Raw genomic sequence first — 15,722 nt, 5'->3', positions numbered from 1 at the left:
CTCCCAAGGTGACGCCGTCCTCCCGACATCGCCTACCCGAACGTTCGAATTTCAACACATCCAGGCTGAAACGACAAGCTTCCATTTCGCTTTGGGATACAAAAAGTCAGGGCTCCTGAGATTTTTCCGATAGGCACTTCAACCTTGGTTCAAACCGTCTAGAATGTCACGGCAGCGCTTCATGCATACACGGCAGGAAGAATGGGGTAACAAGGCGGGGCTGGGAGACCCTGATCTGAAGGAGGGAATGTTCGGCCGGTAGAAGCTGCCGGCCGATCGGTTGGGATACGGTATCGGCGTCCAAAACCGTTCGCGGAAACGCCGGGACGCGCCAGGATTTTCGGCCCTGGTTGCTTTGGATCCGTACCGGATCGAGGGGCACGATTATTCAAGTCATCATTGCGGCATCAGGGAGGAAGAAAAAATGGATGATCTCGTCACGCCGGTCGGTCAGACGATTGCGAAACTCAAAGGCATTCTCGGCGACAGGCTGGTGACCTCGGCTTCCGTCCGGGAGCATCATAGCCATGACACGTCGCGGCTCACCCCTCACCTGCCCGATGCCGTCGCCTTTCCGCGCACCGAAGAAGAGGTCCGGGCGATCGTTTCTGCCTGTGCTGCGCATGGCGTACCGGTCGTGCCCTTCGGTGCGGGGTCCTCGATGGAAGGCCATACGATCCCGATCCGCGGCGGCATCTCGCTCGATACCCGCGAGATGAACAGGGTCCTCGAAATCCGGCCCGAGGACCTGCTGGCCGTTGTCCAGCCCGGCGTCACCCGCAAGCAGCTCAATGTGGAGTTGCGCGAAACCGGCCTAATGTTCTCGGTCGATCCGGGCGCCGATGCCTCGATCGGCGGCATGGCGTCGACGCGCGGCAGCGGCACCACTTCGGTCCGCTACGGCACGATGCGCGAAAACGTGCTGGCCCTCCGGGTAGTGACACCCGATGGCGAGGCAATCCAGACCGGCTCGCGGGCCAGAAAATCCTCGTCGGGCTACGACCTGACACATCTCTTCGTCGGCTCCGAAGGTACACTCGGCGTGATTACCGAACTCACCGTCCGCCTGCATCCCATTCCGGAAGCCGTGTCGGTTGCCTTCTGTCCTTTCCCGACTGTCGCCAATGCCGTCGAAGCGGTGATCGAGGCAGTGCAATATGGCATTCCAGTCGCCCGCGTGGAGTTTCTGGACGAAGTGGCGATCGCCAGCGTCAACAACTATTCCAAGCTAGACATGCCGGTCGCCCCGACGCTGTTTTTCGAATTCCACGGCACGTCCGCCTGGGTCGAGGAACAGGCGAAGCTGGTCGAAGAGATCACCAAGGGCCACAAGGCAATCTCCTTCCGCTGGACGGCCGATGCTGACGAGCGGGCAAAACTCTGGCAAGCCCGCCACGACCTTTTCTGGGCGACCAAGGCGATCATTCCGGGCTTTGAGCTCTATACCGGCGATATCTGCGTGCCTATCTCACGGCTCGCCGAAAGCATCGTCGCGGCGCGCGCCGATATCGACGCCTCCTCGCTGACGGGCCAGATTATCGGCCATGTCGGCGACGGCAATTTCCACACCGCCTACCTGATCGATCCGAACAATCCGGAGCATCTTAAGGAAGCCGACGAAATGGCCGATCGCGTCGTCGAACGGGCGCTCGCCGTCGGCGGCACGGCCAGCGGCGAACACGGCATCGGCATCGCCAAGCTCAAGTTCATGCGCAAGGAACACGGCAAGGCGGTGGATGTGATGAACCGGATCAAGGCGGCACTGGACCCGCTGGGGATCATGAATCCGGGGAAGATGGGTTCGGAATGGTCTGCGTAGTCGAAGAAACGGTCCAATGGTCATTTCCAATGACGAGCGCCCTGAGCCCAAGCGAAGGGCCGCAAAAACTCATGCTACCTCCTCACGTTTCGGCTTGATATCAAAAAGCCTCTAATTCTGGATCGCGTTGTCGATATAGCTTTGTCATAATTACTTAAATAATCCGCTCACCGGCCCACCTCCGTCGCATACCCACATATCGCCCGCCGGGCGGATAAGTACTAAAGCTCACTAAGGTTATTTGCGATATGCCGCACGAGATCAAAAATCCTGTTGGCTTAGGCTTTCACAGTACGCCCAGTGGCGTTTTGGATCGGCCGAAGTTAGCGATGTATATTGGCGCAATGGCAGCAACGATGGGCCAAATAGACAATCAACTTGGGCACGTTTTTGCATTAATGACCATCGCTGAATTGAGCGCCGACGGCTCGATCATCAGTGAAGGTGCCGTCGAACTTGGAACGGCGATTGAGAGCGCCCCTTTCAAGATGAGAATTGATATCGTCCGGGAAGCATTACGCCTACGAGTGCCGGAGGCTGTTCTATCTCGTTTCGACGAGCTTTTTCGCCTTGCTAGAAATAGTGCACGGGAACGTAATGATGTCGTTCATAAAAATTGGTATCTCTGCGAAGCTTTTCCTCACGATCTCGTCGCTTTTGAGGACAAAAAATGGATCCGCTATACTGAGAGCGATCTGATCGATCGACATCACCGCGCGGTGAATGTGCGAAACCAAATACATGACTTCATCATCGCGCTTACACCCTATGTGAGGCGCCGCCCGAGTTGAGTTGACTCCAGGACACTTCCAGGTTGTTCAGAGCCTCCCCCCAGATCACAACTGCCACCTCCTCAAACGCAAAAACGGCGCCCGGAGGCGCCGTTCTCGTACAACATCCTGGGAGGATATCAGACCTTTTTGGTACGCCAGCTTTCGGCATAGTTTTCGCGGGCTTCGGCGGCATAGGGGGTGGGCGAGACGCGGACGCGGATCTCGGCCTGTTTGTGGCCCTTTTCGATCGACGTCTTGCCCGTGCCGCCATTCGGTTCGCCCCAGATCAGCGTCAGGACGTCGCCTTCCTGGACATCCGCATCGACGACGCCGAGCGACAGCATGCAGCGTTCGTTATAGCTGTAGCCGTTGAACATCGACATGCCGACGACCTTGTCGCCATGCATGATCCTGTCGGCGCTCGAAGACGCATAGTTCGGCTGCGGCAGGTCGATCCACTTGTAGGCCTCGCCGCCGGGAACGAAGTTCGAGGCGATGACCTTCATCACGTCTTCCGCGTTCCACTCGAAGGTGACCTTCTTGCGCTGCGGCTGACCCTTCATCTTTTCCAGCGCCTCGCGGCCGACGAAGTCGTGGTCGAACTTGATGTAGATGCCGTAACCGAGTTCGTACGGATTGACGTAGTAGTCTTCTATATTGTCGGAGACGAGGCTGCCGCCGATCGAGCCGGTCGCTTCATAGCTGTCTTCCGTCAGCCAGTCGCGATAGCCCTGCAGTTCGGCGCCGGTGTAGATGCCCGGCAGCGGCGACGGAATCCAGCCGGATTCGAGCGTGTTGGTGGAATAGGCACGCGCACCGACGAGGTAGAGATCGACGCCCGCATCCTTGGCGGCCTTGACGATGATCTCGCGGACTTCGTCTTTCTCGGCATAAGGTCCCCAGACTTCGAGGCCGGGAGCGCCGGCCATGCCGTGGCGCAGGGCCTGGACCTTCTTGGAGCCGATATTGATCCAGTCGACATGGAAAAACTTGATGTCGGGGATCGGGCCGCCATTCATCTTTTCAAAGATCTTCGGAGCGTCCGGACCCTGAATCTGGAAGCGGTAGTGAACGCGATTGACTTCCTTGCCGTCCGGGCGCGAAGGCGAACGCGGGTCGTGGGTGAGCTTGACGTCATGCTTGCCGAGCGAAGCGTTGTAGCGCAGCCAGTTGGCGGTCGGCGCACGGCCGACGAGCACGAACTTGTCATCACGCTCGCGGAAGATGATCATGTCGCCGATAACGTGTCCGGCAGGCGTCACCGGAACGTAGTGCTTGGCGCGATCGACGCCGAAATTGGCAAAGCTGTTGATCGCCAGGCTTTCCAGGAACCTGGACGCGTCCGGGCCTTCGACGATCAGTTCGTCCATGTGGTGGGACTGGTCGAACAGGACCGCCGAATGGCGCCAAGCCATCTGCTCGGTGCGCCAGTTGGAAAACTCCGGTGCGACGACCGGATAGATATACATGCCGATGCGCGAATTGCGCAGCATCTCGACAGTATTGCCCTTTTCTTTCAGGATCTGGGTCAGATTCTTCGGCATTTTCTTAACCTTCCCTCGGTTGCTCTCCTGCATGCCGCCCGCCGGCAAAGCCGGTTCGGGATACGATATGCATCGTCTCAAGATGTCTCATGCAATTGAGGGTCAGCGGTCTCCTCCCGCCATCTCCTCCCAACAGCCCGGTTCTCGAACCTCGCCTCGACGGCTCGGCGGAAATCGAGGCCTCCTCCCGGTCAAAGCAATTCATAGAGCAATCATTTTTGGGATACAATACCCGATTTTGGCCGCTCCGCCAAAAGTGCCGCGACAGCCCATTAGAATTGCGCCGTTGGCATAATATATGGTGATAATTGATGCGGTGCGGAAAAACAAACTGGATCCGGATTGCCGCCATCCGCAAAGAAAATTGGCGTTTTGGGATCCCAAAATGGATCTCGCCCTAGCGCCTGCCAACGCCCCTAGTCTTCGTTTTCGTCCTGCATCGGGCCATTGATATGGCCGGCCGGACTGTCGAGGTCGAAGATCGGCAGGATGCGCGAGCCGTCGATCGCGAAAAGCCCCTTGCTGATGCCAAGGCTGATCTTCACCCCTTCCCCATGCTCGCGGAAAAGGCTTTCGGCGCGAGCGCCGTCGCGGGCGATCAGCGCCGATACCATGTGATGGTGCTGCCAGTGCGCGTAATGCAGGTGCTGCGCCCGCTCCTTGCGGGTGATGTTGTCGAAGCGGATCGAATCCGGCGCGCCGAACGGCACGCGGTCGAACAGGCTGGTGAGCTGGTGCAGCAGGTTTCCGCCGCCCGCCTCGACGATCAGCGTGTGGAAACGCAGGTTCATCGCCGCGTAACGCTCCTCGTTGACCGGATCGTCGATGCCGCCGTTCTCGAAGATATCGTCACCCTCGCGCAGGCAGTCCTTGAGTTCGGCCACCAGCGTCGGCGACGGACCTTCGCTGGCGATCTTCTTGGCCGCATAACCTTCGATCATCGAACGCAGTTCGATTGCCTCGATCACGTCGGCAACTTTGTAGGCCCGGACACGGTAGCCGCGGGCGCCAACCCGCTGCAGCACGCCCTCTTCAACGAGCACGGCCAGCGCATGCCGGATCGGCGTGCGCGACACGCCGAGCGCCTCGGCAAGCCCGGATTCGGAGAGTTTCTTGCGCGGATCGATCGTGCCGTCGCTCGCCCAGGTCCTCAGCTTGTCGATCACGTGCTGCTGGCGGGTCTCCTGCTTCTCAGGCCCGGGAGGATTCTGAGTTCGGGTGCCTGTGGTCATGCTTGGGCCTCACCTGCGCCATATCGAAATGCGGATCGCGCCGAGCCAGAGAAGGGCGGCCCGGAACATCGCTTCAATATTGAAGATCTGCGACAAAACGCAAGTTTTCCGTATCTCCGGCCCAAACCCGAGCCGGATAGTCCCCGGCTGCCCAGAACAATCAGTTCCGCACGGCCCAGGCAGCCTCCACGGGTGCAGCAACCGTGACCGGGCGGCCGATATCGACATTGGAGAGCGAGGAGGCCTCGACATGCAGCATCTGCGCCGGCGTCTTGACCATGATCGAGCGGTGCGAGCCGCGGAAGATCGCCTGCGAAACCTCGCCTGACCATGAAAGATCACCGTTCACCTGGCCCGCGTCGCGGACATGCAGGTTTTCCGGCCGAACCATCACCGTGACATCCGCGCCCTTCGGCATTTCGGTCGCCGCATGACAGTCGCCGGACCAGCCCTGGCCTTCGACCGAGAGCTTGAAATATTGCCCGCCGTTCGGACGGCAGTCCTTGACCGTCGCGTTCAGGAGATTGGGCGTTCCGAAGAAGGCGGCCACCTGGCGGTTTTCCGGCCGGCGGTAGATTTCCTCCGGTGCGCCGACCTGCAGGATCCTGCCACCATGCATGACGACCACGCGGTCGGACAGCGCCATGGCTTCCGCCTGGTCGTGGGTGACGTAGAGCGCGGTGATCTTCAGCCGCTGCTGCAGCGCGCGAAAATCGTCGCCCATCTGGGTGCGCAGGCGCGCGTCGAGGTTGGAAAGCGGCTCGTCGAGCAGCAGCACTTCCGGCTCGAACACCAGCGCACGGGCGATCGCGACGCGCTGCTGCTGGCCACCCGACAGCGCCGGCGACGGACGCTCGGCATATTGCTCCATCTCGACGAGGCGCAGCGCGTTCATGACGCGATCGTTGATTTCCTTGTCCGGTCGACGGCGGATGCGCAGCGGATAGGCGACGTTGTCGAACACCGTCATATGCGGCCAGATCGCATAGGACTGGAAGACCATGCCGAGACGCCGGCGTTCGGAGGGCACGAAATAGCCCTTCTCCGAATCCGACACGACATTGTCGCCGATCGCGATGCGACCGCCGGTATTCTTCTCGAGGCCCGCCACCATGCGCAGCGTCGTCGTCTTGCCGCAGCCCGATGGCCCAAGCAGCGTGACGAACTCGCCGCTCTTGATCTTCAGGTTCACGTTGTCCACGGCAGTTATCGCGCCATACATGCGGCTCACGTTTTCGAGCGTCACCGAAGCCATATTTCTCTTCCTTTCGGAGCGGATGCCAGGATCCGCTTAAACGACAACCAAAAATCGGCCGGCGGCCGCAGCCGCCGGGCCTGAAACCTAAAGCTTGCTGATGCGGGCCTTGATGAAGCTGAGCTGGACCCAGCGGAATACGATGACCAGAAGCATCATCATCAGGCCGATGACGCTCACCTGTTCGGCATTGCCGTTGGCCCAGAGTTTCATCAGCACGACCGCCAGCGTTTCCGACCCCACCGAGTAGAGAAGGATCGACGCCGACAGTTCGCGCATGATGCCGAAGAAAGTCAGTACCCAGCCGACGGCGAAGGCTGGCCAGGCAAGCGCCACCATGATCCGCCACATGGTCTGGAACCAGCTGGCTCCGTGGACACGCGAACATTCTTCCAGGTCGTAGGAAAGCTGGTGATAGGCGCCGGTCATCACCCGCACGGAAACCGGCGTGCCGAGCGCGATATAGGCCAGCAGCAGCGCCCAGATGGTGCCGTAGATCGGGATCGGGCCGGGCAGCATCGCAAACGCCCATAGGAACCCGACGCCGAGCACCATGCCCGGCATCATCCAGGGAAGCCAGGCCATGCTGTCGATCAGGTTGCGTCCGCGCCAGCGGGTTCGCACCGAGATGTAGGCGACAATCGCGCCGAGCGCCATGGTCGCGGTGGCGCCGAGCAGACCGAGCACCATCGTATTGCGGACTGCCCGCCAGAATTCGCTGTTGGCGAAGACGTTCCGGTAGTGCTCCAGCGTCAGCATGTCGTAGGTGTAGAAGCCGAAGAAACGGAAGAACGAGCCGAGCATCAGCTGCCCGATCGGCAACACCACCGTGACGAAGAAGAACAGCACGCAGAAGGCGAAGGTGACCCAGCGCCACGGGCCGAGTTCCATGACGCTCGGGCGAAACCCTTTGCCCGTGACGGTCTGGAAGCTCTTGCCGCGCAGCATCCACCACTGCCAGATGACGAGCAGGAACATCAGCCCCATGATCGCGAAGGAAAGCGACGTCGCGTACTGGTAGTCGGGCGTCGCGCGGTGGTTGATCGACTCGTAGATGTCGGTGGTGATCACCTTGATGCCTGCGGGCAGGCCGAAGAACAGCGCCGACTCGAAGGTCTCGATGCCCTTGATGAAGCTCAGCATGAAGGAGCTGGTCAGCACCGGCAGCATCAGGAGCAGCGTGATCTTGCGAAAAGTCGTCCAGCGCGAGGCGCCGCACATGCGGCTCGATTCCTCGAGCGACGGATCCATCGCCCGGAAGGCGTCGACCATGAACAGGAAGAGGAACGGGATCGAATATTGGCACATGTGCCAGATGACGCCGCCATAGGAATAGATGTTGACGAGCGGATCGGTACCACCGGTCAGCCAGCGCCACACCATGTTGATGACGCCCACCTGCGGGTTGGCGAGCATGCCCCAGGCCATGGCGGTCAGGATCGGAGGAATGAAGAACGGCAGCGTGATCAGCACTTCCAGCGTGCCCCGGAAGGGCGTGTCGGTGCGCGCGACGATCCAGGCGAGAAACACTGCGATCGTCAGCGACGGTATGGTTTTGGCGAGCGATATGCCGATCGTGTTGGCCAGAACGATGAGGTTTTGGGTGGTCATAATCGACCGGTAGCCGTTCAGATTGAACTCGCCGGCCATGCCGGGCGGTGTGGAATGCAGGCTGCCGTAGAGCAGCATGGCGAGTGGATAGATCGTCAGGAAGCCGAGGATCAGGATCAGCACCAGCATGCCGATCAGACGCCACAGCGATCCGCCCGAAAAGGCGCGCGTGAAAGCATTGCCGGCAATCGTCGGCGCAGTTTCGGCGATGTCGTCTAGGGGGCGATTGTGGATAATCGTCATGGGATCCTCGCGGCTCCGGGTATGAAAAACGGCACCGCCGGCCCGAACATCGGACCGGCGGCGGCCTGGGAGGCTTACTTGAAGATGTCCTTGGACTTGGCCAGCATCTCGTTCTGGCGGGTCGTGTCCGTCGTGCCGTAGAGCTTGGCTTCGGAAATCGCCTTGACGTCCGCCGGCAGGCCCTCGGTCATGCCGGGAAGGACGGGACCGTAGCCGAGGCTCGCATAGATTTTCTGCACGACCGGGCCCTGCATGAAATCGAGATAGAGCTTGGCGGCGTTCGGGTGCGGAGCCTTCTTGAGCATGACGGTGCCGTAAAGAACGTAAGGAACGCCCTCCTCCGGAATGATGAACTTGACCGGCAGCCCCTTCAGATCCGAGAAATCGGTCATGATGACCGGCATGTAGATCGAATATTCGCCGCGTGCGGTGCGGCGCTGCGACTCGCGCTGGTCGCGGGTGAAGACGAGCTTCTGGCTCGCGACCTTCCTCAAATAGTCTTCGCCGATCTTGTCATGGGTCGAGAAGAACCAGAGGTAACCGGCACCGATCGCGCGCGGGTCGTCGGACAGGATCTTGCCCTGCCACTTGGGATCGGCAATGTCTTTCCAGCTCTTCGGCTCGTCGGCTGGCTTCACGAGGCCGGTGTTGATCATGATCCCGTAGGGAATGGTCATGACCGAGGCCATCGGCACCTTGAGCTTGAACTTGTCGCCGATCTTTTGCGAATTCGGGGTCACCGGCAGCGGATCGACGGACTTGTCCTCCTTGTCGTAGAGCATGGTCTGCCCTTCGCTGGTGAACATCACGTCGGCAGCAAAGCGGCCCGCGGCCTGCTCGACGCGGACGCGCTCGCGGATTTCACTGGCGCGCGCTTCAAGCACTTCGACCGAGATGCCGTATTGCTTGGTAAAGGCCTCGGCGATCTGCTTGGTGCTCGGCTGGCCGACGAGCGCGGTATAGAGGACGAGCGAGCCCTCCTTCTTGCCCGCGTCGATCACCTTCTGCCACTCGGCATCCTGCGCGAAGGCAGGAAGGCCAGCCGCCGCCGAGATGGCAAGGCTGCCCGCAGCCGCCATGAAAACCCGGCGCGACCATTTTTGAATGGCCGAAGCCTTCTGAATGGCCGAAGTCATGGATGTGTTTGTCGTCACGTGTCTCTCCTCCCTGGAACCGACGATCGAGCATCGCGCCCGGGACCCGATCCCGGCACTCGACGCTCAAAATTTCTGCGGCCACCGACCGCGATCTCCCTTTTCACCGCAAGCGGTGGCGTTTTCCCGAACAGCTGCAACCGAGCCCAAAACCCCGGCTCAATCCCGACCGCTCACCGATGTTCCAGAAACGATCTGGCGCGCACCGTGCGATTGACAAGGTCCCTGATAAGCACCGCATGATGCGGAGCATTTGGGCCTTCGGTTCGGACCGGATTGGCCTTGGCCAACTGCAAACTCCCTTTATCTGAATTCCGATCAGCGCCGGCTCTCCCTGCCGGTCGCGGCGATGCCACCCGGCACCGGAATTCCCTCTTCTGTTAGATTGACCTTTTCCCGTGCAGGGGAAAAGCACCATTTTTTTACATTCACTTTTCTCGAAAATAGAAAGATGAATTGTGTTACCGTTTACACGGAGGGCCGCCCGACGTGGCGGCATGGGAGACCTAAGACATTGGATACGCTTATCAATATCCGCACGTTTCTGGCGGTTGCCCGGTCCGGCAGCTTTTCGGCGGCGGGCCGTCATCTCGGCGTCGCACCCTCGGTCGTGACCAAACGCATCAGCCGGCTGGAAGACCAGATGCGGGTGAAACTCTTCGTCCGCTCGACCCGCCAGATCATCCTGACGGAGATCGGCGAGCGCTACCTTCCCCGCTACCAATCCCTGGTCAAGGAGATCGACGACGCCATCAGCGGAGCGGCGGCCGTCGCCCAGCGGATCGAGGGCCATTTGAGGATAAAGGCGCCGACGACGGTGACGATCGCCTTCCTCGCCCGCATCCTGAGCGACTTTCAGCAGGAGAACCCGAACGTCACGATGGATCTTGCGCTGGTCGACCGCTCCGTCAATCCGGCGGAAGAAGGATACGACATCGCGCTCGGCGCCCTGCCCGCCTCCTATTCCAACGTCGTCGACGAACCGCTCTGCCCCTATCCGCGAAAACTCTGCGCCGCTCCGGACTATCTCGAAAACCGCGGCCTGCCGAAACATCCGCGCGATCTGGTCAATCACATCTGCCTGACGTTCCACGCGACGGGTTCGACCTGGTCCTTCCGCAGCCCCGGCGGGCCGATCGATGTCGAGGTGCGCTCCTCCTTCAGCGCCAACGATACCCAGATCCTGCACGACCTAGCGCTGCGAGGCCGTGGCGTCGCCATGGTGGCGAATTACGTGGCGGAAGAGTCGATCCGGACCGGCAAGCTGATCGAGCTCCTGCCGGACTATCCCGTGGCGGAACTCTGGCTGAAGGCGCTTATCCCCCAGACCCAGGCGCGCAAACCGACCGTGCGTGCGCTCATGGAATGGCTGCGCATCCATATGCACGCGGCTCTCGTTCCGGGTGATCGAGCAGCGTGAGCGCCACGCCTTTGCTCCAGGAGAAAAACTGAAAGCCGATTGGCTTTCTCGAATCGAGAAAGCCGCTACGATGAAAAAGCATATTCTCTTGGCTCCCCGTGCCGCTTACCCTCCCAAATCGAGGAAACGCATCGCTGATGCGAGGTTGGCCATCGCCTGTCGACGCGCCGGCCGGGAGTGAGGTTCAGGTCCGCCGCGAAACGAGCGGCCGGGCCGACAGACAAGGGAGGTTTTAAGCGGTGGATACTGCTGTGACCCAGCAGCGCCCTGTGCTTTCGCAATTGGGCGCGATCGATTGTGACGTTCATCCGGACGCGCCGGGGCGAGAGGATCTTCTTCCCTATTTCGACGATTACTGGCGCGAGATCGTCACGACGCGCGATGTCGACCGTCTCGAGCTCACCAATTTCCCGACCCGCACCAAGCCGTTCTTCCGGGAAGACTGGAAGGCGACGGAGGGCAAGGGCGTCGAAAAGCTGCGAAAAAACCTGCTCGATCCCTACGGTCTCAAATACGCGATCCTCAATTGCGTCACCGCCGTGCATGCGATCTACGATCCCTATCTTGCGACCGCCGTCTGCCGCGCCACCAACGACTGGCTGAAGGCGGAATGGCTGGATCGCGACCCGCGCCTGCGCGCCTCCCTCGTTCTGCCGATGCAGAACCCGGAAGCCGCCGTCGAGGAGATCGAGCGCTTCGCCGATGACAAGCGTTTCGTGCAGGTGCTGACGCTCTGCATGGGCGAAATGCCGCTCGGCCGCCGCATCTATTGGCCGGTCTACGAGGCCGCCCAGCGCCATGGTTTTGCGCTCGGCGTCCATGCCGGCAGCGCCTATCGCCATGCGCCGAGCCAAAGTGGTTTCCTCTCTTATCTCGCCGAGGATTACGCCCATCAGGTCCAGGGTTTTGCAGCCCAGGTTGGCAGTTTCGTTTCCGAAGGCGTGCTCGGCAAGTTCCCCGACATGAAGATCGTGCTGATCGAGTCCGGCGTCTCCTGGCTGCCTGGCCAGATGTGGCGGATGAGCAAGGACTGGCGCGGCGCCCGCATCGAGATCCCCTGGGTCAAGGAGCCGCCGTCGGCCCTCGTCCGCCGCCAGATCCGCATGACGACGCAGCCCTTCGATGCGCCGCGCGACCCGGCCGAACTGGAACGCATCATCGAGCATCTCGATTGCGACGACATGCTGCTCTTCTCGACCGATTATCCGCATGCGCAATTCGAAGGTGAGGCAGCGATCCCCGCCGGTTTCCCGGAACGCCTGATCGACCGGCTGGTTCGGGAGAACGCACTCGCCACCTATTCGCGACTGGAGGACTAAGCCATGAACCAAGCCGTTCTGGACAAGGAGACCAAAACCGAGGCCAAGCTCGGGATCGTCGATTGCGACATCCATCCCGCCTTCGGTTCGCCTGCGGAACTTGCGAAATTCCTGCCCGTCCGCTGGCGCGACCATCTGGCCGATTACGGCCAGCGCAGTGCCAATCCGGTGGTCGGCACCCTGCCTTACCCGCGCATGACGCCCGGCAACGGCATGCGCCGCGACGCCTGGCCGCCGAACGGCGGACCGCCGGCCTCCGACCTTGCCTATCTGCAGGAGCAGTTGCTCGATCCGCTCGGCATCGAATACGGCATCCTGCAACCCTTGGCGGCCGGTTCCTCGACGCTGAACCAGGAGCTCGGCGCTGCGATGTGCGCTGCCGTCAACGACTGGCAGCTCGACAAATGGACAGGCCCGGACCCGCGTCTGAAAGGCTCGATCTCCGTCACCCAGGAAGACGTGCCGGCGGCGCTTGCCGAAATCGAGGCGCGTATCGGCGACCGGAGTTTCGCCCAGATCGCCATTCCGCCGCGTACCATCGAGCCGGCGGGACGTCGCCGCTACTGGCCGATCTACGAGGCTGCCGAACATTACGACATGCCGATCGGCATGCATTCGGCAGCCTATGGCCAACATGCGAATAGCGGCGCCGGCTGGCTGAATTTCTATATCGAGGAGCACTACGCCTTTTCGCACAGCCTGCAGAGCGTCGTTACCAGCATGGTCTTCGAGGGCGTCTTCGAACGGTTCCCCAAGCTGAAGCTGATCGTCGTCGAAGGCGGCTTCGCCTGGGCGGCACCGCTGATGTGGCGGCTCGACAAGCAGTGGGAACGGATGCGCTCCGAGGTGCCGCATGTGAAACGGCCGCCGTCCGAATATATCCGCGAGAACGTCTGGTTCACCACCCAGCCGATCGAGGAGCCGGAAAACAACCGCCACCTGCTCGACACGCTGCGCTGGGTCGGCACCGACAAGCTGATGTTCTCGACCGATTATCCGCATTGGGATTTCGACGATCCGCGCTACGCCTTCAAGGTGCCGCTGTCGCCGACGGAGCGCGCTCAGATCTTTCGCGACAACGCAAAGCGCGTCTACCGCCTGCCCTGAACATGGGAGTACTCACATGAATGAAATGGTGAGATCGCTGGGCAACGAACCTGGATTGTCGACCATCGGCGGCATCGACTGCGACCTGCATCCGGCCTCGCCGGCGACCGCGACGCTGCTGCCCTATCTCGACGACTACTGGCGCGAGACCTTTGTCATGCGCGGCGTCGACCGGATGAGCCTGGCAATGACCGCATCGCCGCCGCGCGCGCCGATCAATGTCCGTCCTGACTGGAAGGCGGCAAGCGGCTTCGCCGGCGATACGCTGGAAGCCGTCCGCGCCCAGGCGCTCGATCCGTTCGGAACGCGGCTGGCGATCTGCAACGTGCTGCACGGCTCGATGATCATGCATTCCGACGACATGGCCGCAGCGCTCTGCGGCGCCGTCAACGAATGGCTGGCGCGGGAATGGCTCGACAAGGAGCCGCGCCTGCGCGGCTCGATCATCGTCTCGGCCCAGAATGCCGAACTCGCTGTCGCCGAGATCGAGAAGCGCGCGGCGGACCCGCGTTTCGTGCAGGTGATGATCCTCGCCCAGAACGACGAGCCGCTCGGGCGGCGCCGTTACTGGCCGATCTACGAGGCCGCCGCCCGCAACAGGCTGCCGCTCTGTATCCATGCCGGCGGCAGCAACCGCCACGCGCCGACCGCCACCGGCTGGCCGAGCTTCTTCGTCGAGGCCTATGTGGCTCAAGGCTCGATCTTCGAAAGCCAGCTCCTCAGCCTCATTGCCGAGGGCGTCTTCCACAAGGTACCGGACCTCAAGGTCGTGTTTGCCGAAAGCGGCTTCACATGGCTGCCGTCGTTCTTCTGGCGGGCCGACAAGACCTGGCGCGGCGTGCGGGCCGAGACGCCCTGGGTCACCGAACAGCCGAGCGACATCGTCAAACGGCATGTCCGCTTCACGCTGCAACCGGTCGAAGCGCCGCTCGAAGCCGATGCGCTCGCCCGCACGCTCGAACACATCGACTGCGACGATCTTCTGCTGTTTTCGACCGACTATCCGCATGCGCAGTTCGAAGGCACCAAGGCGCTTTCGGCCAGGTTCGGCGAGACGCTGGCGAAGAAGATCCTGATCGACAACCCGCTCGCCACCTATCCGCGGATCGCCGCGGGCTTTGAGAAGGAGGCCGCACGATGACCGAAACCCAAACGCTGGAACGCCCGGTCGAGGCGAAGGCCAAGTACAATCTGATCGACTGCGATATCCATCCGTCGATGAAGACGCCGGCGGAAATACATCCCTATCTGTCGCAGCGCTGGCGGGATCATCTCGCAACCTATGGCGGCCATACCCGCCAGGGACTGTCTGAAACCCTGTCCCATCCGCGCATGGTGCCGGAGGTCTCGCGCGTAGACAGCTGGCCGCCGGCAGGCGGTCCCCCGGGTTCCGACCTCCCCTTTCTGCGCGAACAGCACCTCGACGGGCTCGGCATCGATATCGGCGTGCTCGTGCCGCTGCGCTTCAACGCCAGCGGCCAGCGACACCCGGATTTCGCCACCGCCATCGCGTCTGCCATCAACGACTGGCAGGTCGGCAAATTCCTGGAGCCGGAACCGCGCCTGCGCGGCTCGATCATCGCCACCCAGGAGGACCCGCAAAGCGCCATCGCCGAGATCAACCGCCGCGCCTCCGATAAGCGCTTCGTGCAGGTCCTGCTGCCGCCGCGCTCGATCGAGCCGCTCGGAAAACGCCGCCACTGGCCGATCTTCGAAGCGGCCGTCAGTCACCGTCTGCCGATCTCCCTGCATGTCGGCGGCGTCGGCGGGCATCAGGCGACCGGCGCCGGCTGGCCTTCCTATTACATCGAGGAGCACCACAGCCAGGTGCAGACCATGCAGTCGGTGATATCTAGCCTGATCTTCGAGGGCGTCTTCGAGCATTTTCCGGGCCTGAAGATCTCCTTCGTCGAAGGCGGCTTCTCTTGGGTGCCGGCCTTCGGCTGGCGCATGGACAAGGCTTGGGGTGCGATGCGCGACGAGGTCCCGCATGTGAAGCGGCCGCCCTCGGAATACCTCAAGGCCAACATCTGGTTCACCACCCAGCCGATGGAAGAGCCGAACCCGGCCAGGAACCTCACCGACACGTTGAACTGGATCGGCACCGACCGGCTGATGTTCTCGACCGACTATCCCCACTGGGATTTCGACGATCCCCGCTACGCCTTCAAGGTGCCGCTGTCGGCGGCCGAAAAAGCGGCAATCTTCGCCGGAAACGCTGTCAACTTCTATGGATTGAGCTGAG

Annotated in this window: 12 protein-coding genes; 7 read left to right on the top strand and 5 right to left on the bottom strand. The window is 61.5% G+C overall.

Going from position 1 to position 15,722, the window contains the following annotated elements:
- Positions 1-424: 424 nt before the first annotated feature.
- Positions 425-1,819 (top strand): FAD-binding oxidoreductase, encoded by a 1,395-nt coding sequence (locus tag C5J26_RS04790; protein WP_105400713.1) that lies wholly within the window; start codon positions 425-427, stop codon positions 1,817-1,819.
- A 248-nt stretch (positions 1,820-2,067) separates the two neighbouring features.
- On the top strand, positions 2,068-2,610 hold the full coding sequence (locus tag C5J26_RS32540; RefSeq protein WP_172745751.1) for a hypothetical protein: 543 nt from the start codon (positions 2,068-2,070) through the stop codon (positions 2,608-2,610).
- Positions 2,611-2,729: 119 nt separating this feature from the next.
- Here the strand turns inward: C5J26_RS32540 and C5J26_RS04780 are convergent, their stop codons facing one another.
- From C5J26_RS04780 to C5J26_RS04760, 5 genes are all read right to left on the bottom strand, one after another.
- A complete protein-coding gene (locus C5J26_RS04780; RefSeq protein ID WP_038543673.1) occupies positions 2,730-4,136 on the bottom strand; it encodes an aminomethyltransferase family protein in 1,407 nt (468 codons plus the stop codon).
- A gap of 416 nt (positions 4,137-4,552) precedes the next feature.
- A complete protein-coding gene (locus tag C5J26_RS04775; protein WP_105400711.1) occupies positions 4,553-5,368 on the bottom strand; it encodes a GntR family transcriptional regulator in 816 nt (271 codons plus the stop codon).
- A 160-nt stretch (positions 5,369-5,528) separates the two neighbouring features.
- A complete protein-coding gene (locus tag C5J26_RS04770; RefSeq protein WP_105400710.1) occupies positions 5,529-6,623 on the bottom strand; it encodes an ABC transporter ATP-binding protein in 1,095 nt (364 codons plus the stop codon).
- A gap of 87 nt (positions 6,624-6,710) precedes the next feature.
- Complete coding sequence (locus C5J26_RS04765; protein ID WP_245441072.1) at positions 6,711-8,477, bottom strand: iron ABC transporter permease; 1,767 nt, start codon at positions 8,475-8,477, stop codon at positions 6,711-6,713.
- A gap of 74 nt (positions 8,478-8,551) precedes the next feature.
- Positions 8,552-9,631, bottom strand: coding sequence for an ABC transporter substrate-binding protein (locus C5J26_RS04760; RefSeq protein WP_172745750.1), 1,080 nt, complete (start codon positions 9,629-9,631; stop codon positions 8,552-8,554).
- Between the two features lie 514 nt (positions 9,632-10,145).
- Here C5J26_RS04760 and C5J26_RS04755 point away from each other — a divergent pair.
- The 5 genes from C5J26_RS04755 to C5J26_RS04735 all read left to right on the top strand — a co-directional run bounded on the left by C5J26_RS04755 (position 10,146) and on the right by C5J26_RS04735 (position 15,721).
- Positions 10,146-11,051 carry a LysR family transcriptional regulator gene (locus C5J26_RS04755; protein ID WP_046633401.1) on the top strand — a complete coding sequence of 302 codons (906 nt, stop codon included), beginning with the start codon at positions 10,146-10,148 and terminating at the stop codon, positions 11,049-11,051.
- A gap of 239 nt (positions 11,052-11,290) precedes the next feature.
- A complete protein-coding gene (locus tag C5J26_RS04750) occupies positions 11,291-12,370 on the top strand; it encodes an amidohydrolase family protein (protein ID WP_105400708.1) in 1,080 nt (359 codons plus the stop codon).
- 3 nt (positions 12,371-12,373) lie between these two features.
- Positions 12,374-13,477 (top strand): amidohydrolase family protein, encoded by a 1,104-nt coding sequence (locus C5J26_RS04745; RefSeq protein ID WP_105400707.1) that lies wholly within the window; start codon positions 12,374-12,376, stop codon positions 13,475-13,477.
- Positions 13,478-13,493: 16 nt separating this feature from the next.
- Complete coding sequence (locus C5J26_RS04740) at positions 13,494-14,618, top strand: amidohydrolase family protein (RefSeq protein ID WP_105400706.1); 1,125 nt, start codon at positions 13,494-13,496, stop codon at positions 14,616-14,618.
- Positions 14,615-15,721, top strand: coding sequence for an amidohydrolase family protein (locus tag C5J26_RS04735; RefSeq protein ID WP_105400705.1), 1,107 nt, complete (start codon positions 14,615-14,617; stop codon positions 15,719-15,721). The genes C5J26_RS04740 and C5J26_RS04735 overlap by 4 nt, the downstream gene beginning before the upstream one ends.
- Position 15,722: the final 1 nt, after the last annotated feature.

It is taken from the genome of Neorhizobium sp. T7_12, from assembly GCF_002968535.1.
GTDB classification, from domain to species: domain Bacteria; phylum Pseudomonadota; class Alphaproteobacteria; order Rhizobiales; family Rhizobiaceae; genus Neorhizobium; species Neorhizobium tomejilense.
The sequence above is the reverse complement of the archived record's forward strand: the minus strand, read 5'-3'. Positions and strand labels throughout refer to the sequence as shown.

Bases quoted from the DNA above. Each gene is read 5' to 3' on its own strand.
- C5J26_RS04745 (WP_105400707.1), top strand. From the start codon at position 12,374: ATGAACCAAGCCGTTCTGGACAAGGAGACCAAAACCGAGGCCAAGCTC.
- C5J26_RS04765 (WP_245441072.1), bottom strand. From the start codon at position 8,477: ATGACGATTATCCACAATCGCCCCCTAGACGACATCGCCGAAACTGCG.
- C5J26_RS04775 (WP_105400711.1), bottom strand. From the start codon at position 5,368: ATGACCACAGGCACCCGAACTCAGAATCCTCCCGGGCCTGAGAAGCAG.
- C5J26_RS04735 (WP_105400705.1), top strand. From the start codon at position 14,615: ATGACCGAAACCCAAACGCTGGAACGCCCGGTCGAGGCGAAGGCCAAG.
- C5J26_RS04740 (WP_105400706.1), top strand. From the start codon at position 13,494: ATGAATGAAATGGTGAGATCGCTGGGCAACGAACCTGGATTGTCGACC.
- C5J26_RS04780 (WP_038543673.1), bottom strand. From the start codon at position 4,136: ATGCCGAAGAATCTGACCCAGATCCTGAAAGAAAAGGGCAATACTGTC.
- C5J26_RS04790 (WP_105400713.1), top strand. From the start codon at position 425: ATGGATGATCTCGTCACGCCGGTCGGTCAGACGATTGCGAAACTCAAA.
- C5J26_RS04770 (WP_105400710.1), bottom strand. From the start codon at position 6,623: ATGGCTTCGGTGACGCTCGAAAACGTGAGCCGCATGTATGGCGCGATA.
- C5J26_RS32540 (WP_172745751.1), top strand. From the start codon at position 2,068: ATGCCGCACGAGATCAAAAATCCTGTTGGCTTAGGCTTTCACAGTACG.